18 protein-coding genes are annotated in these 23,950 nt (G+C 71.6%); 17 read left to right on the forward strand and 1 reads right to left on the reverse strand.

Features of this window, described 5'->3' with window-relative positions:
• The first annotated feature begins 696 nt into the window (after positions 1–696).
• The 17 genes from hppD to FFT10_RS00085 all read left to right on the forward strand — a co-directional run bounded on the left by hppD (position 697) and on the right by FFT10_RS00085 (position 23,094).
• Positions 697–1,788 carry a 4-hydroxyphenylpyruvate dioxygenase gene (gene hppD / locus FFT10_RS00010; RefSeq protein WP_137730717.1) on the forward strand — a complete coding sequence of 364 codons (1,092 nt, stop codon included), beginning with the start codon at positions 697–699 and terminating at the stop codon, positions 1,786–1,788.
• A gap of 251 nt (positions 1,789–2,039) precedes the next feature.
• Positions 2,040–2,627: a Pvc16 family protein gene (locus FFT10_RS00015; protein WP_137730718.1), complete on the forward strand. Its 588-nt coding sequence runs from the start codon at positions 2,040–2,042 to the stop codon at positions 2,625–2,627.
• A 51-nt stretch (positions 2,628–2,678) separates the two neighbouring features.
• Positions 2,679–4,340, forward strand: a complete 1,662-nt coding sequence (locus FFT10_RS00020) for a phage tail sheath family protein (RefSeq protein WP_137730719.1) — start codon at positions 2,679–2,681, stop codon at positions 4,338–4,340.
• Between the two features lie 59 nt (positions 4,341–4,399).
• Positions 4,400–4,867: a phage tail protein gene (locus FFT10_RS00025; RefSeq protein ID WP_137730720.1), complete on the forward strand. Its 468-nt coding sequence runs from the start codon at positions 4,400–4,402 to the stop codon at positions 4,865–4,867.
• Positions 4,868–4,884: 17 nt separating this feature from the next.
• Positions 4,885–5,328: a phage tail protein gene (locus FFT10_RS00030; protein WP_137730721.1), complete on the forward strand. Its 444-nt coding sequence runs from the start codon at positions 4,885–4,887 to the stop codon at positions 5,326–5,328.
• Positions 5,328–5,774: a phage tail protein gene (locus FFT10_RS00035; RefSeq protein WP_137730722.1), complete on the forward strand. Its 447-nt coding sequence runs from the start codon at positions 5,328–5,330 to the stop codon at positions 5,772–5,774. The genes FFT10_RS00030 and FFT10_RS00035 overlap by 1 nt, the downstream gene beginning before the upstream one ends.
• A gap of 21 nt (positions 5,775–5,795) precedes the next feature.
• A complete protein-coding gene (locus FFT10_RS00040) occupies positions 5,796–5,987 on the forward strand; it encodes a DUF5908 family protein (protein WP_137730723.1) in 192 nt (63 codons plus the stop codon).
• A 9-nt stretch (positions 5,988–5,996) separates the two neighbouring features.
• The gene (locus FFT10_RS00045; RefSeq protein ID WP_137730724.1) at positions 5,997–6,719 is read left to right on the forward strand and encodes a CIS tube protein; all 723 of its coding nucleotides are present in this window, start codon (positions 5,997–5,999) and stop codon (positions 6,717–6,719) included.
• On the forward strand, positions 6,716–8,347 hold the full coding sequence (gene vgrG, locus FFT10_RS00050) for a type VI secretion system tip protein VgrG (protein ID WP_137730725.1): 1,632 nt from the start codon (positions 6,716–6,718) through the stop codon (positions 8,345–8,347). The genes FFT10_RS00045 and vgrG overlap by 4 nt, the downstream gene beginning before the upstream one ends.
• Before the next feature lie 60 nt (positions 8,348–8,407).
• The gene (locus FFT10_RS27930) at positions 8,408–8,572 is read left to right on the forward strand and encodes a hypothetical protein (RefSeq protein WP_162854841.1); all 165 of its coding nucleotides are present in this window, start codon (positions 8,408–8,410) and stop codon (positions 8,570–8,572) included.
• Between the two features lie 2 nt (positions 8,573–8,574).
• Positions 8,575–8,994 carry a GPW/gp25 family protein gene (locus FFT10_RS00055; RefSeq protein ID WP_137730726.1) on the forward strand — a complete coding sequence of 140 codons (420 nt, stop codon included), beginning with the start codon at positions 8,575–8,577 and terminating at the stop codon, positions 8,992–8,994.
• A complete protein-coding gene (locus FFT10_RS00060) occupies positions 8,994–9,422 on the forward strand; it encodes a contractile injection system spike tip protein (protein ID WP_137730727.1) in 429 nt (142 codons plus the stop codon). The genes FFT10_RS00055 and FFT10_RS00060 overlap by 1 nt, the downstream gene beginning before the upstream one ends.
• 5 nt (positions 9,423–9,427) lie before the next feature.
• On the forward strand, positions 9,428–13,945 hold the full coding sequence (locus FFT10_RS27590) for a baseplate J/gp47 family protein (RefSeq protein ID WP_154694072.1): 4,518 nt from the start codon (positions 9,428–9,430) through the stop codon (positions 13,943–13,945).
• A gap of 29 nt (positions 13,946–13,974) precedes the next feature.
• Positions 13,975–15,624, forward strand: coding sequence for a tail fiber domain-containing protein (locus FFT10_RS00070; RefSeq protein WP_137730728.1), 1,650 nt, complete (start codon positions 13,975–13,977; stop codon positions 15,622–15,624).
• Between the two features lie 22 nt (positions 15,625–15,646).
• Complete coding sequence (locus FFT10_RS00075) at positions 15,647–19,921, forward strand: baseplate wedge protein (protein WP_137730729.1); 4,275 nt, start codon at positions 15,647–15,649, stop codon at positions 19,919–19,921.
• Positions 19,922–19,930: 9 nt separating this feature from the next.
• Entirely contained in the window at positions 19,931–21,700 is a 1,770-nt protein-coding gene (locus FFT10_RS00080) for a contractile injection system tape measure protein (protein ID WP_137730730.1), read from the forward strand.
• Positions 21,700–23,094, forward strand: a complete 1,395-nt coding sequence (locus FFT10_RS00085) for an ATP-binding protein (RefSeq protein ID WP_137730731.1) — start codon at positions 21,700–21,702, stop codon at positions 23,092–23,094. The genes FFT10_RS00080 and FFT10_RS00085 overlap by 1 nt, the downstream gene beginning before the upstream one ends.
• A gap of 60 nt (positions 23,095–23,154) precedes the next feature.
• Here FFT10_RS00085 and FFT10_RS00090 read toward each other — a convergent pair whose 3' ends face one another.
• Complete coding sequence (locus FFT10_RS00090) at positions 23,155–23,895, reverse strand: PEP-CTERM sorting domain-containing protein (RefSeq protein ID WP_137730732.1); 741 nt, start codon at positions 23,893–23,895, stop codon at positions 23,155–23,157.
• Between the last annotated feature and the right edge of the window lie 55 nt (positions 23,896–23,950).

Below are 23,950 nucleotides of genomic sequence, written 5' to 3' on the forward strand. Positions count from 1 at the left end.
CGGCTTGACCTCCTCGATGATCTTCGTCTCGATCGGGGCCTTGATCACCTCGACGATCTTGTGGCCCAACCCGTTGACCAGGGCATAACCCAGGACCACGTGACCCACGACCACCACGATCAGACCGACGGGGTGTTTGCCCGGGTTCCGTTGCTGGGAAGCGTAATCCACTGTGTTGACCTCCAGACGACGCTGTGTGTTGGTGCAGCGCCGCTGTGACTTGTGTTCATGAGGCAGCCTCGTGGGCCGCTGGCCGCCTTGCTTGTTGCGGCGGTCGGGAATATAGCGTGAAACATTACTACATCCGCTTGGTACAACACCCTAAGCGGGGTGGCGGCCGTCTGCGGTGCGTGCTGGTGCTTCCGCAGGAAGCAAGCCTGATGCCTGGTGTGGCGTCATCCGCGCAGGATGCGAGCGATGCGGTGACCGCCCTGAACCAAAACTACGCGCAACCCATGGCGGAGTCGGTCACCGGGGCCGGCAGTATCATCGATCGGCACCCTGAGGGCCGAACGGTTCCAGGCCCGCCCACCCAACCTGGTCCCCCAGCATGCGCGGTTTTGCCCTGTTCATCGGCGACCACCTGGCGCGCAGCGTGCGCGGCCGGCCGGGCGCGCCGCCGCGTTGACGACATGGTTTCCGGCGCCCGCATGCGCCCCCACAGTCTGCTTCGTCAACGCCAACAGGAGACCTGTCATGGCTGATCTGTTCGAGAACCCCATGGGCCTCATGGGGTTCGAATTCGTCGAGTTCGCCTCGCCCACCGCCAACCTGCTGGAGCCGCTGTTCGAGCGCATGGGCTTCAGCCTCGTCGCCCGCCACCGCTCCAAGGATGTGGTGCTGTACCGCCAGGGCGGCATCAACTTCATCGTCAACCGCGAGCCGCGCAGCATCGCGGCCTATTTCGCGGCCGAGCATGGCCCGTCGGCCTGCGGCCTGGCCTTCCGGGTGCGTGATGCCCACCAGGCCTACCGGCGTGCGCTGGAACTGGGTGCCCAGCCGATCGACATTCCCACCGGGCCGATGGAACTGCGCCTGCCGGCCATCAAGGGCATTGGCGGCGCGCCGCTGTACCTGATCGACCGCTTCGAGGAAGGCCGCTCGATCTACGACATCGACTTCGACTTCATCGACGGCGTCGACCGCCATCCGGTGGGCCATGGCCTGAAACTGGTGGACCACCTGACGCACAACGTCTACAGAGGCCGCATGGCCTACTGGGCCGGTTACTACGAGAAGCTGTTCAACTTCCGCGAGATCCGCTACTTCGACATCCAGGGCGAGTACACCGGCCTGACCAGCAAGGCGATGACCGCGCCCGACGGCAGGATCCGCATCCCGCTGAACGAGGAATCGTCGCGCGGCGCCGGCCAGATCGAGGAGTTCCTGATGCAGTTCAACGGCGAGGGCATCCAGCATGTGGCGCTGCTCACCGACGACCTGCTGGCCACCATCGACAGCCTGCAGCTGGCCGGCGTGCCGTTGATGACCGCGCCCAATGCCGCCTACTACGAGATGCTGGAAGAGCGCCTGCCCGGCCACGGCCAACCGGTGGCCGAACTGCAGACCCGCGGCATCCTGATGGACGGCAGCACCGATGGTGCGGGCAAGGGCGGTCAGCCGCGGCTGCTGCTGCAGATCTTCTCGCAGACGGTGCTGGGCCCCGTGTTCTTCGAGTTCATCCAGCGCAAGGGCGATGACGGCTTTGGCGAGGGCAATTTCAAGGCCCTGTTCGAGTCGCTGGAACGCGACCAGATCCGCCGCGGGGCACTGGCTGTCGAGGGTTGACCCGGGGTGGCCGGCCGGCCACCCACCCAGCGATGCAAGGCGGCCAACATGCCGCCTTTTTTTCGCCTGTCGGCCGGCCTTGTACATCCGGTTCATCCCGAGTGTGGACACGCCTCGTCGGCGCTTCCCCTGGTGCGCGCACCCCGTGCAAGTTAGGGGGTGGCGCATCGCAAATGCCCGATCCCACAATGAATGCACAGGGTCGGGCTTGACACACCGCGGACCTGCCAATCAATACAGGCTCCCAATCGATGATCGGCGACGTGCTCAGCCTGCTGCGAGACCAGCTGGACAGCTTTCTGCGCACGGCCGCGCCTGCCCTGGACGAAGGCGCCGGCGATGCCCGCGTGCAACTGCCCGATGGCGCCAAGGCCGACCCGATCGAGTTCCGCCTCAATGCCATCACGCTGCTGCTGGTCAACATCGAGCAGGAGACAGGCTTGCGCTCGGCTGACCCGTACCTGCGCATGCCCGGCGATGCCGGCCTGCGCAAGCTGCAGCCCGAGATCCAGCTCAACCTGAAGCTGCTGGCGGTGGCGCGCTTCAAGGTCTACGAGCAGGGCCTGAACCAGCTCGGCCATGTGATCCGCTTCCTGCAGCAGCACCGGTCGATCGAACCGGCCAGCCGGCCGGGCTGGCCGCCCCAGCTGGACCGGCTGGTGCTGGAACTTGTCACCTTGCCGCAGGCCGAGCAGAACGAGATCTGGAGCGCGCTGCGCGTGAGCTACCAGCCCTCGGCGCTGTTCCGCGTGCGCATGGTGGTCTTCCGCGACACCGACGGCGCAGCCGTGCCGCAGATCGTCCAGAGCCGGGTGCGGGTCGTGCAGCAGCACACCTGAGTGCCCCCTGTCTTCCCACAGCCCACGTCAGCCACGAACGGAGTGCATCCCATGCCCGTCTACAAGACCCCCGGTGTGTATGTCGAAGAGATCTCGACCCTGCCACCGTCCGTGGCCGAGGTGGCCACCGCCGTGCCGGCCTTCGTCGGCTACACCGAGCTGGGCCCGGCCGAGACGGCCGAGCCCAAGGTCGTGCGGGTGGCCACGCTGCTGGAGTTCACCACCGTGTTCGGCGGGCCGGCCTGGCAGAAGTTCAGCCTCACGCCCGGCAGCGGCGGCGGGGCGCCGGTGCTGGCCAGTGCCGGGCCTGCCACGGCTTATGCGCTGTACCACGCGGTCAGCCACTACTTCAAGAACGGCGGCGGGCCGTGCTGGATCGCGTCGGTCGGCAACTACAGGTCCAGCCCCTCCAAGACCCACTTCAGCGCCGGCCTGGCCGCGCTGGAGAAGGAGGACGAGCCCACGCTGCTGGTGCTGACCGATGCCACCTGCACCCTGGCCGCGGCAGCCTACTACGAGCTGTGCGGTGAGGCCCTGGCGCAGTGCGCCAAGCTGGGCGACCGCTTCACCATCATCGACGTGCACGGCGGTGACCCGGCTGCGCTGCGCAACGACAGCAACCTGTCGGCCAAGCTGATGTACGGCGCGGCCTACCACCCCTATCTGCAGACATCGCTGCCGGTGGCCTGGCGCGGCGAGGACGTGGACATCAACCGCGCCGGCGGTGCCGCGGTCAATGTCACCGGCACGCTGGGCATCGGCGGCGCCAGCGGCATCGTCGTGAGCCACACCGGCGTGCCCGCCAGCACGCCGGGCGTGGTCATCACCGCCGGTGCCAAGTCCCGCGCGGCCAGCTTCACCGTCGTCGGCAACCTGCTGACGCTGGTCGATGCCAACGGCAAGACCGGCAACGACATCGTCACCGCCTGGACGGCCTTCAAGGCCGCCAACCCCACCGGCGGCTTCGACATCACCCGCGCCGGCGAGGGCACCGGCGCCGTGGCCGCCGCGGCCGATGTGCCGCGGGCCGCCATCGTGATGCCGCAGCCGCCCGGCGAAACCCTGGCCAGCGTGGCACGCAGCGAGACCGGCCTGTACAACGCCGCGCGCAGCCTGCTGGAGGCCCAGCGCGTGGTGCTGCCGCCCAGCGCCGCGGTGGCCGGCATCTATGCCCGCACCGACCGCGAGCAGGGCGTGTGGAAGGCGCCGGCCAATGCCGGTGTGATGGCGGTGTTCGGCCCGGTCAGCAAGGTCACCGACGATGAGCAGGACCGGCTGAACGTGGACGCCACCGCCGGCAAGTCGATCAACGCCATCCGCGCCTTCACCGGCAAGGGCACGCTGGTGTGGGGCGCGCGCACCCTGGCTGGCAACGACAACGAATGGCGCTACGTCTCGGTGCGCCGGCTGTTCATCACCATCGAGGAATCGGCCCGCAAGGCCACGGCCTTCGCGGTGTTCGAGCCCAACGACGCCACCACCTGGCTGAAGGTGAAGGCGATGATCGAGAGCTACCTCTACGGCCTGTGGGAGCGCGGTGCGCTGGCCGGCGCCAAGCCCGAGGCCGCGTACTTCGTGCGGGTGGGCCTGGGCACCACGATGACCGCACAGGACGTGCTGGAAGGCCGCATGGTGGTGGAGGTGGGCGTGGCTGCGGTGCGTCCGGCCGAATTCATCATCCTGCGCTTCTCGCACAAGCTGCAGACCGAGTGAGCGTGGCCCGCCGCCCGTCCACCATCCCCTGACACCGTCACTGCAAGGCGCACACCATCATGGCAATGACCAAGGACCAGATCAAGGCCGCCTATCCGCTGCCGGTCTACAACTTCCGGGTTGAGATCAACGGCGAGGCGATCGGCTTCAGCGAAGTGTCGGGGCTGAACATCGCCTACGACACCATCACCCACATCGAGAGCGGCACCCGCGGGCCGGGCCCGCGCATCATGTACATGCCGGGCAAGCCCAAGATCACCACGCTGACCCTGAAGAAGGGCGTGGTGGCGGGCGTCAGCATCAAGGTGCTGTACGACTGGATCAACACCGTGGCGCTGAACCGGGTGGAGAAACGCGACATCATGATCCGCCTGTGCGACGAGAACGGCGTGGCCGTGATCACCTGGAAGGTGCTCAATGCCTTCCCCACGCAGCTGGACGCGCCCAGCTTCAGCGCCAGCGCCAACGATGTCGCCATCGAGTCGATGCAACTCACCGCCGACGCGGTGCTGATCGAAGAGAGCTGAGCGGTCCGCCGCTGCCCATGGCGCACAGCTTCACGGTCCAGGCGGCCAGCTATCCGCTGGCGGCCTACAACTTCCGCGTCACCGTGGGCACGGTGGCCATGGGCTTTGCCGAGGTGACGGGCCTGACGCGCCAGTTCGAGACGCTGACCTACCGCCATGGCCTGAGCTTTGCCGAAGGCGAGCAGATCGTGCGCTGGCGCATCGACCAGTACAGCGACATGACGCTGCGCCGCGGCGTGGTGCAGGGCATGCCCGAGCTGCGCGCCTGGCTGGAGAGCGGCGAACAGCGGCCGGTCACCGTCAGCCTGTGCGACGCCGAGGGCACGCCGGTGGTCAGTTGGCGGGTGCAGAAGGCACTGCCGGTGCAACTGGACGCACCCACGCTGCAGGCCGATGCCGACGGCGCCGCGATCGAAACCCTGGCGCTGAAGGTGGCCGGCATTTCGGTGGAGACGCATTGATGGCCACGCCCATCCTCGGCATGCGCTTCTCGGTGCTGTTCATGGTGGGCGGCGCCGTGCCCAACCCGATCGACCTGCGCTTTGCCAAGGTGTCGGGCCTGGAGATGACGGTGGAGACCGAGACGGTGGTCGAAGGTGGACAGAACCTCTACACCCAGCAGCTGCCGCAGCGGATCAGCCACGGCAACCTGACGCTGGAGCGCGGCATGGTGGTCGGCTCGCCGCTGAACCTGGAGTTCAACGCCACGTTCAGCGCGTTCAAGTTCGCGCCCTGCAACGTGCTGGTCAGCCTGCTCGCCGAAGACCGCGCGCCGTTGGCGGCCTGGCTGTTCATGAAGGCCTGGCCGGTGCGCTGGGCCACCTCCGACCTGGACGCCGGCCAGCCGGCGCTGGTCATCGACACCATGGAACTGGCCTATGGCCGCATGCAGATCCTGCGGGTCTGAGCCAGCCTGGAAGCAGCCGACATGCCCATCCAGATCCAAGAGCTGGTGATCCGCGCCACGGTGCAGGACGGGGCCACCATGTCCAGCTCCGGCCCCGGCAGCGACGGCAGCGGCGGTGCGCCGGCGGCCCTGAGCCAGGCGCAGTACGAGCAGCTGCTGCAGGACTGCGTGCGCCAGGTGCTGCTGGTCCTGGCCCGTGAGCGCGAGCGCTGAGCCACCGCCATGTCCCTGGTCAACCTGTTCAAGCTGGAGAAGATGCGCATCGAGGGCTACCTCGACGAGCGCCGCCGCCGCCCGACCAGCCCGGCCGAGATCCAGCTGATGTTCAACCCGGCGAGCTACCAGCGCAGCCATGCCGTGGTCTACAACGACGCCCGGTTGCAGCCGCTCAACACCGAGGGCCGGCCGGCGCGCTATGCACTCACCGAGCCCGGCACGCTGGCGTTGCAGCTGGTGATCGACGGCACCGGCGTGCACCAGTTCGGCGCCGAGCAGCTGCTGGGCCCGCCCAGCGTGAAGAAGCGGGTGGCCGAGCTGGAGAAGATGTGCCTGCGCATGAACGGCGACATCCACCAGCCCAACTTCCTGGTGGTGCGCTGGGGCGACTTCAGCTTCCAGGGTCGGCTGCAGACGCTGGACATCACCTACAAGCTGTTCGATGAATCGGGTGATCCGCTGCGCGCCGAGGTGGATGTCAGCTTCATCGAGGACCGCGCCACCGAGACGGCTGCCCGCGCCGCGGCCAAGAGCTCGCCCGACCTGACCCATGTGCGCACCGTGCAGGCCGGTGACACGCTGCCGCTGCTGTGCGTGTCGATCTACGGCAGCGCCCGGCACTACCTGCTGGTGGCCCGCCACAACGGGCTGGATGACTTCCGCCAGCTGCAGCCCGGCCAGCAGATCCAGTTTCCGCCGCTGGACGCGGCGGGTGGGCTGCCGACATGAGCGTCGTCACCGTCACCATCCGCTGCGATGGCAGCACCATTGCGGCGGACATCCCGGTGGTGTCGATCGACGTGCGGCGTGCGCTGAACCGCGTGCCCAGCGCCAGTGTGCTGCTGCAGGACGGTGACGCGACAAGCGGCCAGTTCGCCATCTGCGACAGCGGCCTGTTCAAGCTGGGAACGGAGGTCAGCATCGCGGCCCGCTACGAAGGCGGCGACGGCGACCAGACGCTGTTCAGCGGCCTGGTGGTGCGCCAGGGCATCGAGGCCGGGCGGGGCGGCGCCTGCCTGCGGGTGGAACTGCGCGACAAGGCCTTCCGCATGACCCGGCCGCGCCGCAGCCAGGTGTTTGCCGATGCCAAGGACAGCGACGTGTTCGCCAAGCTGGCCAAGGCCGCCGGCCTGACCTGCTCGGCCCAGGCCACGACGGTGACCCATGCCAGCCTGGTGCAGTTCGACTGCAGTGACTGGGACTGGTTGCTCACCCGGGCCGACGCGGTGGGCATGGTGGTCAGCGTCACCGACGGCGCGCTGCGCATGGCCAAGCCCGAGCTCACCGGCTCTCCGGCGCTGACGGTGACCTGGGGCCAGGACCTGCTGGACCTGGACCTCGCCTGCGATGCGCTGGGGCAGGATGCGTCGATCGAAGCCTGGAACTGGGACATCGGCACCCAGAAGCTGGTCAAGTCCTCGGCCAGGAAGCCGCCCGCGTTGAAGCAGGGCAGCGTCAGCAGCGCCAAGGCGGCCGATGCCCTGGGCCTGGGCGCAGCCACCCTGTTGCACCGCGCGCCGCTGCTGACCGCCGAGGCCAAGGACTGGGCCGATGCCATCGCCGTTCGCAACCAGCTGGGCCTGCAGCGCGGCCGCCTGCGGGTGCAGGGCACCGCCAGAGCCAAGCTGCTGGATGGCGTCAAGATCCAGGGCGTGGGCAAGGCCTTCGAGGGCGAGGTGCTGGTCACCGGCCTGTGCCACCGCATCGCCGACGGCGACTGGACGACCGACCTGCAGTTCGGCCTCGATCCCACGCCCCACCACCGCCGGCCCGACATCGCCAGCGCCCCGGCCGCCGGCCTGCTGCCACCGGCCAGCGGCCTGCAGATCGGCATCGTCGACAGCGTCGCCGACGATCCGCTGAAGGAGCACCGCATCAAGGTGATGGTGCCCAGCCTGGGCGACGGCGTCACCGGCCTCTGGGCGCGGGTGGCCGCGCCCGATGCCGGCAAGGAGCGCGGCATCTGCTTCCGCCCCGAGCCGGGTGACGAGGTGGTGCTCGGATTCTTCAACGACGACCCGCGCCAGCCGGTGGTGCTGGGCGCGCTGTTCAGCAGCAAGAACACGCCGCCGGCTGCGGTGCTGGACAGCAGCAACAAGAACAACCTGCGCGGCCTGGTCACGCGCAGCGGCCTGACCCTGGCCATGGACGACGACAAGAAGCAACTGAGCCTGCAGACACCGTCGGGCGCCAAGCTGCTGATGGATGACGAGGGCGAGGCCATTGTCATCAGCGACAAGCACGGCAACAAGATCACCCTCGACAAGAACGGCATCGCCATCGAATCGGCCAAGGACCTGCAGGCCAAGGCCAGCGGCGACGTGGTCGTCAAGGGCAGCAAGATCGACCTGAACTAGCCACCGGCATCCGCCATGACATCCAGCACCTCCCCCACACGGCCCGCCCAGGGCACCCCCATGCCCGACATCCAGCTGCGCCTGACCCTCGATGAACTCAACCTGGTGCTCGAAGGCATCGGCGGCCTGCCGTTCGCCCGGGTGTTCGCCCTGGTCGGCAAGATCCAGGCGCAGGCCGGCGAGCAGTTGAACGCCCAGGCCCCCACCGGGCCCAAGGAGGGCTGAGCATGGCGGCAGGCGCGGGCTTCCTCGGCACCGGCTGGGCCTTCCCGCCGCGCTTCGAGGCGGGCGGTGCGGGCGTCGCCATGGTCAGCGGCCATGACGACATCGCCCAGAGCCTGGCCATCCTGCTGGCCACGCGGCGTGGCGAGCGGGTGCTGCGCGAGGACTTCGGCTGCGAGCTGAGCGCCTTCCTGTTCGGCGAGATCAGCCAGCGCATGGTCGGCCAGGTGCGCGATCTGGTCAGCGATGCCATCCTGCACCACGAGCCGCGCATCCGGCTCGACGAGGTGCAGGTCTCGGCCGAACGCGCCGGCGAGGGCGTGCTCCTGGTCACCATCGACTACACGGTGCGTGCCACCAACTCGCGCTTCAACCTGGTCTATCCGTTCTACCTGCGCGAAGCCAGCACACCGGGAGGGGCCTGATGGGCGACAAGGTGCTGACCGACGGCGACATGGTGGTGTTCATGCCGATGTTCTCGCCGGCCATCGTGATGGTGCAGCCCGGCCGCATCCCGGGCAGCGGACCGGCGTCCATCGGCGGCCGCAAGGTCTGCGTCGACGGCGACGAGGCCCAGGTGTCGGTGCCCGGCTGCACCTACTTCACGCCCAGCCACCCGATTCCCGGTGTCGGCACGCTCAAGATCGCCAGCCTGGCCGCCAACCAGAAGGCCAGCACCACCCAGACCGGCGGCAAGAAGGTGCTGCTCAAGGGCGGCATGTTCACCGCCAAGTTCGAGGTGCAGAGCCCGGCCCAGCAACCCACCGCCGCCGGCCCGGTGCCCGATGCCTCGCCGCAGTACAGCGGGCAGGGCCAGTTCATGCCGGTCAACCAGCAGGTCAGCGCCAGCTGAGCAACATGGACATCCCCCTGCACGACGGCAGCAGCCAGGCCGCCCGCCTGCGGCCCGCGCTCGACCCAGCCCATGCGGTGCTGGACAGCTGGAGCCTGGCCGATGCCCTGGCCTTCGCCCGCGCCTACGCCGCCGGCCTGGTGGCGGTGGACGACAGCGGCGCCGACCAGGGCCACTGGCAGGCGCTGTTCCCGCCCGTCGACGGCCTGGTCGATGCGGCCGACGCCACCCAGCGTGCCGCCACCGACACCGCCGCGCCCGATGCCTGGCCGCAGGGCGCCGATGCAGTGGTCGCCCGGCCGCCGCTGGCCCTGCTGCTGGCCTGCCTGGACCTGATCGGCCTGACCCGCAGCCAGCTCAACCAGTTCAGCGGCCGCCACCTGGACTACTTCTACCGCGACGTGCTGCGCATGGTGGCGCAGCCGGCGGTGGCCGACCGGGTGCACCTGCTGGCGCAGCCCGACAGCCGCCTGGCGCGCGTGCGCGTGCCGGCCGGCACCCTGCTGCGCGCCGGGCAGGATGCCGCCGGCCAGCCGCGGCTGTTCAGCACCCGCGACGACCTGGTCGCCAGCCAGGTGCGGGTCGCGGCGCTGTGCTCGCTGCGGGTGCACATCCGCGAGACCGGCATTGCCCAGGCCAGCCGGCAGTATCTGCAGGGCGGCACCCGGCAGCAGGCCTTCCTGGCGATGCTGCGCATCGCGCTGGGCGCGCCCAATCCCGGTGATCCGCTGCCGCTGCCCATCTTTCCCGGCCTGCCGGCCGACCCGGCGCCCGGCCAGCCGCCGGCCGAGATCGATTTCGACACCCTGGTGCAGGCCCAGCAGGTGGTGGACTTCGTCGCCACCGGCCTGGGCATGCCGTTGTTCGACGATTTCCGCCGCCTGATGCAGCTGCGCGCCCAGCGCGTGGCCAGCGACCGGGCCGACTGGGCCGCCATCAACGCCCTGCTGGCCGAGGCCGGCCGCCGGCGTGATGCGGCCTACCAGCCGCCGGCGGCCGCGCCCGACGACTTCCACGCCAACCTGCGCGCCGCGCTGGGCCTGGACGAGCGTGCCTATGCCCGGCTGTACGACCAACTGCCCGAGGTCGCCCGCATCGAGGATGTGCACACCCTGCTGACCGACCGGCCCGAGGTGCAGGCCTTCGTCACCGACACGCTGCGCCTGACCCTGCCCGAGTTCCGCAGCCTGATGCAGACCAAGCTGCGGGTGGACGGCCAGTGGCGCGAGATCGTCAGCCTGCTGGAAGCCGCCGGCCGCCGCCTGCAGCCGGCGCTGGCGCTGACGGCAGCGCAGCGCGGCCTGCGGGATGTCGATGCGCTGCTGGCCCTCACCCACGGCCGGCCGGCCTGGCCGTTGCCGGCGGTGGCCTCGCTGCAGCACCTGCACCAGAGCTTCATCGCCATCGAGCAGTACTTCGGACTGTCGGCCGAGGCCTTCCGCTTCATGATGGTGGTGGCCCGCCGCAGCCTGGCGCTGCCGCCGACGGTGCTGGCCAACACGCCGGCCGACGATGCCGACTGGGCGCGGGTGCACGCGCTGCTGACCGAGGCCTTCACCACGGTGCAGGTGCGCCGCCGCCAGCAGGCCTTGCTGGCTGCCGCCGAGCCGCGGCTGCGCGCCCGCGCACCGCTGCAGGCCCTGGCAGCCATGGTGGCGCTGGCCACCGGCGCGCCGCTGCCGCTGGAGGCCGCCTGGTCACGCCTGACGGCGCTGGGCATGGCCGCGGCCGACCTGGCCTGGCTGCAGGCCCTGGCCGAGGCCGCCGAGGCCGGCACCGCACCCGCGGCGGCCGACTGGACCCAGGCCGCGCTGCTGCTGGAGCAGCCCCAGCGCCAGCGCCCGGGTGGCGCCCTCGGCGAGCCGGTGCAGCGCATCTGGCACCACGCCTATCCGGCTGGCGACGCCCGCGCCGTGCAGCCGCTGGCCCCGGTGGCCGAGGGCGCGGCACCGCGCTGGCAGCCCTTCGGCAACCTGGCCACGGCCCGTCAGCGCCAGCCTGCGGTGGCACCGGTGCTGGGCCTGGCGTTCGCCTCGCCGCTGCTGGCCCTGGCCGAAGGCCAGCGGCAGATCACCCTGGTGCTGGGCTTCGACGGCGACGCTGCCAGCTTCGATGCCCGCGCACTGCGGGCGCTGCTGGCCCCCGCCGATGCCGCGCCACTGGTGGCCGGCTTCAACCCGTTCGAGGTGCAGCTCAGCGGGCCGGAGGGCTGGCTGGCGCCGGCCGATCTGCAGCTGGCCTGGCTGCGCCCGGGCTTCGACGGCTACCCGGCGGTGGCCGGCATCGAGACCGGCAGCCTGCGGGCGCTGGTGCTGCGCTGCAGCCTGGGCGAGCAGCAACCGGCGGTGCAGCCGCCCAGCCTGGCGGTGCACGGCCTGCAGGCCGCCGCGCCGGTGCTGCGGCTGATGCTGCGGCCAGCCTGGCATGCCGGCTTCGCCTGCCACCACAGTGACTACCAGGCGCTGGCCGGTCTGCAGCTGCGGCGGCTGTGGCTGCAGGTGCGGGTGACCGGCCTGGCCGGCCTGCTGCTGCAGAACGACCAGCAGGTGCTGGATCCGAAGAAGCCGTTCGAGCCCTTCGGCATGCAGCCGGCCAGCGGCGCCCGGCTGTCCATCGCCCACCCCGAGCTGGTCGGCAAGGCGCTGGACAGCATCAGCTTCCGCGGCAGCTGGATGGGTGCGCCGGTATCGCTGAAGACGCACTACGCCAACTACCCGCGTGCGCTGTCCGCCGCCGATTTCACCGTGCGGGTCGGCCTGCGCGATGGCGCCGTCTTCAACACCACCAAGGACCCGTTGCCGCTGTTCGGCGACGGCGACAGCCCCAAGGCCCTGCTGCTGCAACCGGCGGGCGTGGCCGAGCCCGGCCGCCTGCAGACCGAGCCGCCGGCGCCGGCGGTGGCCGCCCAGGCCGCCGACTGGCGCCGCGCCTGGGTGTGGGAGCTGGCCGGTGATCTGCAGCACGCCGCCTACCCGGCGCAGGCGCTGCGGCTGTCGGCCCAGCTGGCGTCGGCCATGGCGGCCGGCAGCAAGCCGGTGGCCGAGAACTTCGTCGTCAACCCACCCTACACCCCCAAGCTCAAGAGCCTCGTCGCCGACTACACCGCCAGCTGCGAGCAGGCGGCCGTGCCGCCGCCCTTCGTGCCCGCCGGCGCGGCCCAGCCGCCGGCCCAGCTGCACCATGTGCTGCCGTTTGGTCAGGTGGCGCTGGGCCCGGATTCGGGTGCCGAGCCGGGCAGCGCCGTGCCGCTGCTGCCCGATCTGCCGGCCCAGGGCGAGCTCTACATCGGCCTCGCCGGCGTGCAGGCGCCGCAGCGCCTGAGCCTGCTGGTGCAGGTGGCGGAGGGCAGCGCCGACCCCGAGGCGCCGCCTGAGCCGGTGCACTGGTCGGTGCTGGACGGCGGCCGCTGGCGCTCGCTGCAGCAGGGTGCGCTGGAAGGCAGCCTGCTGGCCGACGGCACACGCCAGCTGGTCAATGCCGGCATCGTCGAGCTGCAGCTGCCGGCGGTGGCGCCGGGCCTGCAGATGGCGGTGGCGCCGCTGCTCGATGACCAGCCGCCCCCGCCCGGTGGCCTGCTGTGGCTGCGCCTGCGGCGGCAGCGGGCGGTGGAGGGCGTCTGTGATCTGGTCGGCCTGCATCCCAACGCGGTGCTGGCCGAACGGGTGGATGCGGCCTTGACCGGCGACGACCTGGGCCGCGCCTTGCCGCCGGGCCAGGTCACCGGGCCGCTGGAGCCGGTGCCCGGCCTCGCCGCGCTGGCCCAGCCGTACAGCAGCTTCGGCGGCCGGCCGGCCGAGCAGGGCGCGCTGTTCAACACCCGGGTGGCCGAGCGCCTGCGCCACCGCCAGCGCGCGCTGACGCCCTGGGATTACGAGCACCTGGTGCTGGGGCAGTTTCCGCAGCTCTACAAGGTGAAGTGCCTGCGTGCCGATGCCCGCTGGCAGCCCGAGCCCGGTGCGGTCGACCTGATCGTGGTGCCCGACATCACCCAGCGCCAGCCCTTCGACCCATTCGCTCCACGCGCCAGCGCCGAACTGATCGCCGACATCACCGCCTTCCTGGCCGACAAGCTGCCCGCGTCGGCCCGGCTGCGGGTGCGCAATGCGCACTTCATCCCGGTGAAGGTGCGCTGCGGCGTGCGCTTCATGCCGGGCACCGACGAAGGTTGGTGCCGCCAGCAGCTCAACGACGACCTGAACCGCTTCCTGTCGCCCTGGGCCTATGCCGACGGTGCCGACCTGGTCATCGGCGGCAGCCTGTATGCCAACAGCATCCTGCACTACATCGAGACGCGGCCCTATGTCGACTACATCGCCGGGCTGCGCCTGTTCACCGGCGACCAGGGCCGTTTCACCCTGGTGCCCGACCAGCCGGTGCATGCCATCACGCCGCAGCGCGCCGATGCCGTGCTGGTGGCCGCCGACCAGCATGAGTTCGACGTGATCGCCGCGAATGACCAGCGTGTGCAGGGCTTCGAAGGCATCGGCAGCATGCGCATCGAACTTGACTTTTCCATCGCCTGACCCGCGGAACCCAGACCAGGAGCACCGCCATGAAGATCGACAAGACCGGCCGCGAGACGCTGAAGTCCTACTTCGTCAAGAACGCCGTGCCCACGGCCAGCAACTTCGAGGAGCTGATCGGCGCCGCGCTGAACCAGCGCGACGACGGCCTGGCCAAGCCGCCCGGCGAGCCGCTGAGCCTGCAGGCCGACGGCGACGACAGCAGCCAGAAGAAGCTGCTGAACCTGTACCGCAACTTCAACGACGCCAAGCCCGCCTTCGGCCTGGCGCTGAGCCCGCGGGCCGACCCGCGCAACCCGGCCACCGCCCGTGCCGGCCTGGGCGTCACCGACGGCGACGGCAACCCGCGGCTGTTCATCGACCAGACCACCGGCCAGGTGGGCGTGGGCACGGTGACGCCTGGGGCGCAGCTGCACGTCAACGGCGCGCTGCGCCTGGTGGGCAACCTGGGCATCACGCCCGACCCGGATTCGCGCATGGCCAACAGCGGGCAGTTGCAGATCAAGGGCAACGCGCCGCAGATCGACTTCATCGATACCGAGCACGGCGACTGGTCCATCCATGTCAACAGCGGCCGGATGTACTTCATCCGCGAACCCTGGAACCACACCGATCTGGTGCTCGACGGCAAGGGCAATCTCGGCATCGGCACGCCGGATCCGCGCGCCAAGCTGGAGATCCGCGACGGCGCGCTGATGGTCAGCGCCGGCAACAGCGCCGACCGCGGCATCGTGTTCCCGCCCGACCCGGGCGGCGGTGGCGGCGACAGCGCCTGGATCCGCTACTACCCGCGGGTGGGCGAGTCCACCACGCTGGAGATCGGCACCTCCAACGACGGCGATGACCACATCGCACTGATGCCCGGCCTGGGCAACGTGGGCATCGGCACCACCGCGCCGGCGGGCAAGCTGCATGTGCAGACCGGCGGCGCCGGCACCTGGGATCGCTTCATCGTCAACACCACCCAGTTCTGGGGCGACAAGGGCAGCGAGTACGTCACCATCGGTGCCGGCGGCGCTGCCGGCATCATGTTCTTCAACCCGCACGTGGTCTGGTACGAGGCGGAGAAGCGTGCGTCGATCCGCATGGGCCGCAGCGGTGGCGTGGGCGGCGGCCACTGGTGGGACATCGGCGTGCGCGCCGGCAATGACTTCTCGATCATCGACGGCCACAACGGCCGCTTCGGGCTGGGTATCAACGAGGCTGGCGTGGTCAAGGTCAATGTGCTGCAGCTGGGCGAAAAGTGGCGCTTCTCCGGCGTCGGTGACTGGGGTGGCAACGACGAATGGCTGCGCATGTCCACCATCACCAACGGCGGCTACAGCGGTGGCTTTGCAGCGGGCAAGTTCTGGTCGGCCAGCAACTACCAAGGCTCGGACGCCAGGACCAAGCGTGACGTGCAGCCGCTGGCCTCGGCGCTGGATGCCGTGCGCCGGCTGCGTGGCGTGCGCTTCCACTGGAACGCCGACGCCGACGACAGCAACCCGGCCGTTGGCCTGATCGCCCAGGAGGTGGAGGCCGTCTACCCCGAGGCGGTGTCCGTCGGCCCGGAAGGCCTGAAGGGCGTGAACTATGCGGTGCTGGTGGCGCCGCTGATCGAGGCAGTCAAGCAGCAGCAGGCGCAGATCGAGGCGCTGGCGGCGCGTCTGGCTGCGGTCACCGCCCAACCGGCCGGCTGAGCGTCCACGGCCTGTCCACGCCATGGCTGCCGACCCCGCCCAGACCGCGCAGGATTTTGACGCCCTGCGTGCGCGTGCCATCGGCACGCTGCAGCGCCTGGCCGGGCAGACCTGGACGGACCACAACAGCCACGACCCCGGCATCACCGTGCTGGAGGCGGTGTGCTACGCCATCACCGACCTGGCCTACCGCAGCGCGCATCCGGTGCCCGACCTGCTGGCCAGCCTGCCGGTGGCCGAAGGCGCCGCACCGTCGGCCACCCAGGGCCTGTTCACGCCGGCCCAGGTGCTGCCCAGCGGGCCGGTCACCGCCGACGACCTGCGCCGCCTGGTGATCGACCTGCCCGGCGTGCGCAACGCCTGGGTGGAGCCGGTGGAGGCGGTGCTGGCCAGCCACGATGCCGCCCAGGCCCTGCTGGCCCCGGCCGGCGATGCCGAGGCGGTGCGCCGCAGCCCCAATGTCAGCCTGCTGCGCCCGCGCGGCCTGCTGCGGGTGTCGATCGAGAAATCCGGCCTCGACGAGGATGTCGACGGCAGCGCCCTGGTGCAGCAGGCTGCGCGGTTGCTGCAGCAGTGGCGCGCGCTGGGTGAGGATGTGGCCGAGGTGCGTCTGCTCGACCGCCTGCCAGTGGCGCTGGACGGCAGCATCGAGCTGGCGCCGGGCGCCGATGGCACCGAGACCCTGGCCGCGGTGAGCCTGGCCATCGCCCAGCACCTGGCACCGCCGCTGCCCTTCCGCAGCCTGCGCGAGATGCTGGCCCGCGGCTGGCGCATGGACCAGATCTTCGAAGGCCCGCTGCTGCGGCGCGGCTTCCTCGACCCCGCCGAATGGGCCGCCGCCGGCCAGCGGCGCACGGCGGTGCGGGTGTCCGACCTGATCCAGGTGGTGATGGCCGTGCCCGGCGTGGCAGCGATCAAGCGCCTGGGTTTCCTGCGCGATGGCAAGCCCAGCGCCGACTGGCTGCTGCCGGTGCCGGCCGACCGCTGCGCCAGCTTCGACATGCCCGGCTCGCGCCTGCAGCTGGAGCGCGGCGGCTTGCGCATCGACCATCCGGCCCTGCGTGCCCAGGCCCGCCGGCTGATGGAGGCACGGCTGCGCCGCAGCACCCAGCCGACCGCGCTGGTCGATGATGCGCTGGCGCCACCGCCGGCGCGCCCGCGCCAGGTGGCGCGCCACCTGTCGGTGCAGCACCACATGCCGCAGGTCTATGGCGTCGGGCCGGCGGGTCTGTCGGGGCAGGAGCCGCCCGAGCGCCATGCGCTGGCCCGCCAGCTCAAGGCCTACCTGATGCTGTTCGACCAGCTGCTGGCCAACCAGTTCGCCCAGCTGGCGCAGGTCGGCCGGCTGCTGTCGTTCACCGACCAGGGTGAGGATCTGCGCTTCAGCCAGCCGGTGCCCGACGAGGGCGGTGCCCTGCAGCTGGCCAGCGTGCGTCGCCTGCCGCTGGACGACCATGCCGCCTGGCTGGCTCGCATCACCGACAACCCCTGGGCCGACCCCGAGGCCGATGCAGACGATGCCCGCCTTGCCCAGCGCCACCGCATCACCGACCACCTGCTGGCCCGCCTGGGCGAGCACTGGGGCGAGGTGCGTCCGGTGTTCACCAGCACAGCCGACGCTGACGCTGCCGACACCCCCCGCCGCCGCGCCCTGCGCGACAAGCAGGCCTACCTGCAGGACTACCCCCGCCTGGCCCTGCGCCGTGGCCTGGGCGCCGATGCCCTGGCCGCCCCGGATGACCCGCAGGCCGCCCCGGCCGGCCTGCAGCAGCGCCTGGCGCGCCTGCTGGGGCTGACCGACAGCGCGCTGCCGCTGCAACTGGTCGAGCACATCCTGCTGCGCCCGCTGCCCGCCGACAACCGCCAGCAGGGGCCGCTGATGCGCCAGGCGCTGTCGGCCGATCCGTTTTCGCTGCAGCTGAGCCTGGTGCTGCCCGGTGACGACCCCGGCTGGACCGATGCCGACCTGCGCCAGCGCCTGGCCCATGCGGTGGCGCAGGAGACGCCGGCCCACCTGGCCGTGCGCCTGCTGTGGCTGGACACCGATGCCCTGGCCGCCTGCCATGCCGCGCTGGCCCGCTGGCAGGCGCTGCGCGCGGCGGCGCTGCACCAGATCCTGGCAGGCGGCGAGGCTGGCGACGCGGCGGCCCGCCAGGTGCCGCTGCGCAGCGCCCGCAACCGGGTGATCGACGCGCTGGGCCTGGGCGACACCTACCCGCTGACCGATCTGCGCGTGGCCGATGGCATCGCCGCCACCGGCCCCGGTGCCGGGCTGAAGGTGGCCCACGGCCGCAGCGCCCGCATCGCCATCGACGATGCCGAAGCCGGCGTGCTCTACAGCCTGCGCGCGCCCGATGGCGGCCCGCTGCGTGATGGCGGCGGCCAGCCGCTGGCCGTGGACGAGGTGGAAGGGCAGGGTGGCCGGCTGTTGCTCGAGTCCCCCCCGGTCAGCGAGGACATCCGCTACCGCGTGCAGGCGCGCAAGCTGCGCAGTGCCGCAGGCCTTCCGCCGCAGCCGCCGGTGCTGCTGGACCAGCCCGCCCCGGTGCGCGTGGGCCTGGACAGCACCCTGGCCGTGTTGCTGCCCGATCTGCCGTTGCTCGATGCCCAGCTGGCCAACCCGCTGCCCGGTGACGTGCGCCTGTGTGCCCACGGCCAGGCGGTGCGGGTGCAGGTGCAGGCCAGCCAGGAAGGCGTGGCCTACACCGTGGTGGTCGATGGCCAGCCGCGGGGCCCGGCGGTGATCGGCGACCTCGACACCATCACCCTGACCACGCCGCCGCTCACCGAGGACTGCGTGCTGGCCGTGCAGGCGGTGAAGCGCCTGAGCGCCAGCGACGGTGGCGCGCCCGAAACCACGCTGCTCGATGCCCGCGCGCCGGTGGCCGTGCGGGCCGATGCCGGCCGGCCGGTGGTGGCGGTGCCGGGCCCGGTGGTCGGCTTCCGGCAGGGCGGCGCGGCATTGCGGGTGCAGGCCAGCCAGGCCAGCGCCAGCTACCAGCTGTGGGTGCGCCGGGTGCGCGATGCCGAGTGGCAACCGCCCGGCGGTCCGGTGGTCGATGCCACGCTGCTGCAGGCCGGCCCGCAACAGCCCGGCGTGGCGCCGCCGGCATGGCCCGCCGGCGACCAGCCGCCGCCCGGCTTCAGCCCGCTGGGCGCGCCGGTGGCCGGCACCGGCGCCGACCTGCTGCTGCCGCTGCCCGAACCCGCTGATGACCTGGTGTGCGTGGTGCAGGCCCGCAAGCAGCACCGCAGCCGCGGCGACGAGACCGTGGCCACCTCCACCGGCCTGGTCCAGGCAGTGCTGTTGCTGGTGCGCCCCGATGTCCAGCCGTCGCTGCAGCTCGACCTGGTGGTTCCGGCCGCCGGCCCGCAGCAGCTGCGGGTGCAGGGCGGCCAGCCCGGCGTGGCCTACCGGCCCACACCGCAGCCCGATGGCAAGCCGCTGGACCAGGCCGCCTACATGCACCAGCGCAGCGACGCCGACGCCAGCCGCAACAAGGGCCTGGGCCAGCTGGTCATGGGCGTGGACCTGGTGGTGGCCACCGATGCCGGCAGCGCCGCCACGCTGCCGGCTGACGAGCAGCCGCCCGCCGCCCCGCTGCTGGACTTGCCAGTGCTGCCGGCCGGCACCGCGCTGGCCTGGCAGGCCACCAAGGTGCACACCGGCCTGGCCGTCGAACTGCCGCTGCAGGCGCGGTTGCCGGCGCTGCCGGCCGTCCGCCTGCTGGCCGACTGGCAGGTGCCCGGCAGCCCGGCCCGGGTGCAGGTGGTCGACAGCCTGGCCGGCACCAGCTACCAGCTGCGCCAGCCCGGCCAGGATGGGTCGGCGCCGGTGCCGGGCCATGGCGCAGCGCTGGTGCTCGACAGTGAACCGATGCCTGTGGATGACGGCGCGCCGCTGGACCGCTGGCTGTTGCTGCGCAGCACCACGCCCGCCGCCGACGGCCAGCTGCCGGTGGCGACCGAGCAGTGGCTGCGCCTGCGGCTGCTGCCGCGGGCGGATCTGCCGTTGGCGGCCGATCCGCCCAGCGTGGCGGCCGGCGCCGAGTGCCGCATCGTGCTGGACAGCACCCAGCCCGGCGTGCTGTACCAGGTGCAGCAGCGGGTGGGCGACGAGCTGCAGCCGGTGGGCGAGGCGCGGCGCGGCGACGGCGGGCCGCTGTCACTGTCCACCGGCCCCGTGCCTGCCGAGGCGCGCTTTCAGGTGCTGGCCCAGCGCGCCGACGACCCCGCCGGCCGCCAGTTGCTGGCGGCCGAGGTGCTGGTCACCATCCAGCCACCGCCGGGCGGCTGACCGCGCACGATGCCCGCCTCCGCGCCGCCGCACCGGGTGCAGCGCCTGCTGGTCGATCTGGTCGGCATGCCGCGCGACCAGGCGCCGGCGCTGCAGGCCGCGGCCCAGCGCCAGCTGCAGCAGCACCTGCTGCCGGCGCTGGAGCGGCTGTGCGACCAGCTGGGCGATGCCCGCCTGGCCCAGCGCATCGACCGCCTGACCATCGACCTCGGCGCCTGGCCCGCCGCCGCCTGGCAGGGCGACGATGCTGCAGCCACCCAGGCCTTGCAGGCCGCCTTCGTGGCCGAGGTGACGCAGCAGTTGCGCCAGGCCCTGCCTGCTGCCGCAGCGGTGCAGACCGACGCCGAACTGGTGGCCAGCTGCCTGCACACCGGCCAGCTGCCCTGGTGGGCTGACAGCGCCGACCGCGGCCTGCTGCAGCGGGCGCTGGCCACGCTGCTGGCCGGCCCGCTGCGGCCCGGCCTGTCCTGGCTGCCGCCCGCCGATGCCGACGCGCCGGCGCTGCAGCGCCTGGTGGCGGCGCTGGACGATGCCGCGCTGGCCCGCCTGGTCAGCCTGTTGCACGGCGAACCTGCCGCGCCGGCACCGGACTGGGACCGCCTCTGGCCAGCCATGGCCGCACCGCTGGGCCGCCCGCGCGGCCGCCTGCGCCAGGCCTGGTGGCGCGAGGCGCTGGCCGCCGCACTGCGCCCCGGTGGGCAGGCCAGTCCGTGGGCCCGGGCCTTGCAGCGGCTGCCCGGCCGCCTGGGTCTGGCCAGCGCCGTGCTGGCACCGGCCTGGCGCCGGGCGCTGGACCAGGCCGCGCCGGGCGACGACCCCGCCACGGTGGCAACGCTGTGGCAGGCGCTGGACCAGGCCTGGCCCGCCGGCCACCCGGTCGATCTGCCGCAGGACGCCGACGACGCGCTGGCGGCCCTGGCGCGCCTGGCGGCTGCCCTGGCCAGCCGGCCCGCCGGCGATGCGGACCGTGCCTGGCTGCCCTGGCTGGACCAGCTGCGCCGCCACCCGCAGCCGGCTGCCTCCGGCCGCCTGGCCCAGGCGCTGGCCAGCGCCCGCCCGCACGCCAGCGATCTGGCCGCCATCAGCGCGGCGCTGCAAGCCTGGCTGGCCACCATTGCGCCGCCACCCGGTGCCGATGGGCCGGCGCCACCGGCTGGCACCGTGTCTCCGGCGTCAACCACCGCCGCTGCGGCGCTGGCGGCACTTCTCGACGAAGCAGCCAGGCAGCCCGGCGCTGCACCCACCGTGGCACCGAGCCCGGCGCCTTCCCTGGCCACTGCCGATGCGCTGTACCCCGCCAATGCCGGCCTGGTGCTGCTGTGGCCGTTTCTGCAGCGCTTTGCCGACCGGCTGGGCCTGCTGCAGGCGCGGCAGTTCCGCAGCCCGGCGCATGCGGTGCGGCTGGCGGTCCTGCTGCAGTGCCTGGCCACCGGCGACGCCGATCCGCCCGAGTACCAGCTGCCGTTGAACAAGCTGCTGTGCGGCCTGCCGCTGGATGCGCCCATCCTGCTCGACGACCCAATCACCGCCGACGAGCAGGATGAGTGCACCGCACTGCTGGCCGCCGTGGTGCAGGCCGCGCCGGTGCTGCGGCAAATGTCGCCCGACGGGCTGCGCCAGGCCTTCCTGCAGCGGCCGGGCCAGCTGCGCACCCAGGACGGCCACTGGCTGCTGCAGGTGGAACGCGCCACGCATGATGTGGTGATGGACCGCTTTCCCTGGAGCCCGGCCATCGTGCGGCTGCCGTGGATGCCGCGGCTGCTGCAAGTGCAGTGGTGATGGCCGCGCCCGATCTGCAGGCCGCCGCCCGGGTGCTGGGTGCGGAGCTGGACTGGCTGGTGCAGGTGATCGGCTGGCGCTTCCAGGCCTACTTCCACAACGGCGTCCACAACAGCGTCCACAACGGGGGCCAGGCTGGCGAGCCCGGCCCCGGCCTGCCCGCGGCGCCACCGCTGCAGGCCGCCGCCAGTGCCTGGTCAGACCTGCTGCTGCGCCAGCAGGCCACGCCGGCCGAGCGGCTGGCCCTGGCGCTGGCCCTGGCGCCGCACCTGCGGCCGCAGGCGCTGGATGTGTTCTTCACCCGCAACCAGACCTTCGACAAGCCGTTTGCCGAGTTTGGTGGCACGGCGACGGGCGAGGGCGCCGGCACGGCGGCCTGCTTCCAACCCAGCGGCCAGACCCTGGCCTTCCTGCTGGCGGGTGACGACCTGGCGGCACGGCTGGCGCTGCTGCCGCTGTTCGGCCCCGGCCACTGGCTGGCCCGGCAGGACCTGCTGCGCCTGGCGCCGGCCGAGCCCGGCGCACCGGTGCTGCGCGGCGCGCTGCAGCTGCAGCCGGCGGCGCTGGCCTTGCTGGGCGCGGGGGCCGGTGCGGCGCCAGCGCTGGGCGCGGCCTTTCCCGCGCGGCAGGTGCACACCACGCTGGGTTGGGACGACCTGGTGCTGCACCCCGGCACCGCGGCGCAGCTCGACGAGATCCAGAGCTGGCTGCGCCACGGCCACACACTGCTGCATGACTGGGGCATGGCGGCCAAGCTGCGGCCCGGGCTGCGGGCGCTGTTCCACGGCCCGCCGGGCACCGGCAAGACGCTGACGGCTGCGCTGCTGGGCCAGGCCGCGGGGCGGGCGGTGTGGCAGATCGATCTGTCGCTGGTGGTCAGCAAGTACATCGGCGAGACCGAGAAGAACCTGTCCCGGGTGTTCGACGTGGCCGAGCAGCACGGCTGGCTGCTGTTCTTCGACGAAGCCGATGCGTTGTTCGGCAAGCGCAGCGACACCCGTGACGCGCACGACCGCTATGCCAACCAGGAGGTGGCCTGGCTGCTGCAGCGCATCGAGGGCTTCAGCGGCATCGCCATCCTGGCGTCGAACCAGAAGGACAACCTCGACCCGGCCTTCACCCGCCGTTTCGAGGCGGTGGTGCACTTCCCGCTGCCGCGGGCCGACGAGCGGCTGCGGCTGTGGCAGCAGAGCCTGCCGGCCGCGGTGCAGCTGGATGCCGCCATTTCCCTGCCGCAGATCGCCGCCCGCCACGCCCTGGCCGGCGCCGAGATCGTGAACTGCGTGCGCGCGGCCTGCCTGCTGGCGCTGGAGGCTGGGGGGAACCGGATCACCGAGGCGATGCTGCAGCGGGCCATCCGGCGGGAGCTGGCCAAGGACGGGCGGGAGCATTGAGCCGGGTGGCGCTGACGGCGCCTCCCGCCGTGTGTGCGCCGATGGCGCCCGCCAGCCCGGTCAGCCGCGCCGGCGTCGGGCGGCTGCCCCGACCAAGGAGAGGCCCAGCAGCATCAGCACATACACCTGCGGCTCCGGCACCGCCGCGGTCATCGAGAAATCGATCGCATTCGACACCAGCTGCTGGGTATCGGCGTTCAGTTCGCCATCGCTCGGAAACAGGTTCAGCCCGACGACCTTCGAGTGGGACAACTGGTTGAATGCGATCGCCTTGCGGTCCGAGGTCCAGTCGGCCACCAGGGTCGCACCCGCATCGAGGCCCACGTTGGCCTGGTACTGGGTCGAGATGTTGGCCACCGTCAGGCCGTTGAACAACGGGCTGGCAGCATCGTAGATCGTGCCCAACGAACTGCCGATGTTGTAGGAACTGCTGCTGGCATCGTTCACGAACGGGTTGTAGCCAGGCGAATTGATGCCGCCCGAAATGGCCCACTGGCCTTGGAAGACGAACTGTCCCAGCACGACACCACCGCCAGCGTCGGCAAAGGATTTCACCTCGTCGCCGACCAGTGTGACGTCGCTGAACGTGCTGTTCGACGACACCACCACGGCGTCGAAGCCCGCCAGAAAGCCCGCTGTGGTGGGATTGGTGATCTGCGTCACCGTGTGGCCGTAGAAGTTCAGGTAGTCGCCGCTGGAACCTGCGCCGACATAGGCCACGTTCGCTGCCGTGGCACCGAACGACTGCACAACGAATGCGGCGGCGATGGCCACCTTCCTGAGAAACACTGAATCTGCCACGTCGATTGCTCCGTCGATGGATCGTGTTGCACGGGTGCTGGCGCACCTGCGGCGG

This window comes from Pseudaquabacterium pictum (assembly GCF_005403045.1).
Taxonomy (GTDB): domain Bacteria; phylum Pseudomonadota; class Gammaproteobacteria; order Burkholderiales; family Burkholderiaceae_C; genus Pseudaquabacterium; species Pseudaquabacterium pictum.

Bases quoted from the DNA above. Each gene is read 5' to 3' on its own strand.
- FFT10_RS00025 (WP_137730720.1), top strand. From the start codon at position 4,400: ATGGCAATGACCAAGGACCAGATCAAGGCCGCCTATCCGCTGCCGGTC.
- FFT10_RS00060 (WP_137730727.1), top strand. From the start codon at position 8,994: ATGGGCGACAAGGTGCTGACCGACGGCGACATGGTGGTGTTCATGCCG.
- hppD (WP_137730717.1), top strand. From the start codon at position 697: ATGGCTGATCTGTTCGAGAACCCCATGGGCCTCATGGGGTTCGAATTC.
- FFT10_RS00020 (WP_137730719.1), top strand. From the start codon at position 2,679: ATGCCCGTCTACAAGACCCCCGGTGTGTATGTCGAAGAGATCTCGACC.
- FFT10_RS00085 (WP_137730731.1), top strand. From the start codon at position 21,700: ATGGCCGCGCCCGATCTGCAGGCCGCCGCCCGGGTGCTGGGTGCGGAG.
- FFT10_RS00040 (WP_137730723.1), top strand. From the start codon at position 5,796: ATGCCCATCCAGATCCAAGAGCTGGTGATCCGCGCCACGGTGCAGGAC.
- vgrG (WP_137730725.1), top strand. From the start codon at position 6,716: ATGAGCGTCGTCACCGTCACCATCCGCTGCGATGGCAGCACCATTGCG.
- FFT10_RS00015 (WP_137730718.1), top strand. From the start codon at position 2,040: ATGATCGGCGACGTGCTCAGCCTGCTGCGAGACCAGCTGGACAGCTTT.
- FFT10_RS00030 (WP_137730721.1), top strand. From the start codon at position 4,885: ATGGCGCACAGCTTCACGGTCCAGGCGGCCAGCTATCCGCTGGCGGCC.
- FFT10_RS27930 (WP_162854841.1), top strand. From the start codon at position 8,408: ATGCCCGACATCCAGCTGCGCCTGACCCTCGATGAACTCAACCTGGTG.
- FFT10_RS00075 (WP_137730729.1), top strand. From the start codon at position 15,647: ATGGCTGCCGACCCCGCCCAGACCGCGCAGGATTTTGACGCCCTGCGT.
- FFT10_RS00080 (WP_137730730.1), top strand. From the start codon at position 19,931: ATGCCCGCCTCCGCGCCGCCGCACCGGGTGCAGCGCCTGCTGGTCGAT.
- FFT10_RS27590 (WP_154694072.1), top strand. From the start codon at position 9,428: ATGGACATCCCCCTGCACGACGGCAGCAGCCAGGCCGCCCGCCTGCGG.
- FFT10_RS00035 (WP_137730722.1), top strand. From the start codon at position 5,328: ATGGCCACGCCCATCCTCGGCATGCGCTTCTCGGTGCTGTTCATGGTG.
- FFT10_RS00070 (WP_137730728.1), top strand. From the start codon at position 13,975: ATGAAGATCGACAAGACCGGCCGCGAGACGCTGAAGTCCTACTTCGTC.
- FFT10_RS00055 (WP_137730726.1), top strand. From the start codon at position 8,575: ATGGCGGCAGGCGCGGGCTTCCTCGGCACCGGCTGGGCCTTCCCGCCG.
- FFT10_RS00045 (WP_137730724.1), top strand. From the start codon at position 5,997: ATGTCCCTGGTCAACCTGTTCAAGCTGGAGAAGATGCGCATCGAGGGC.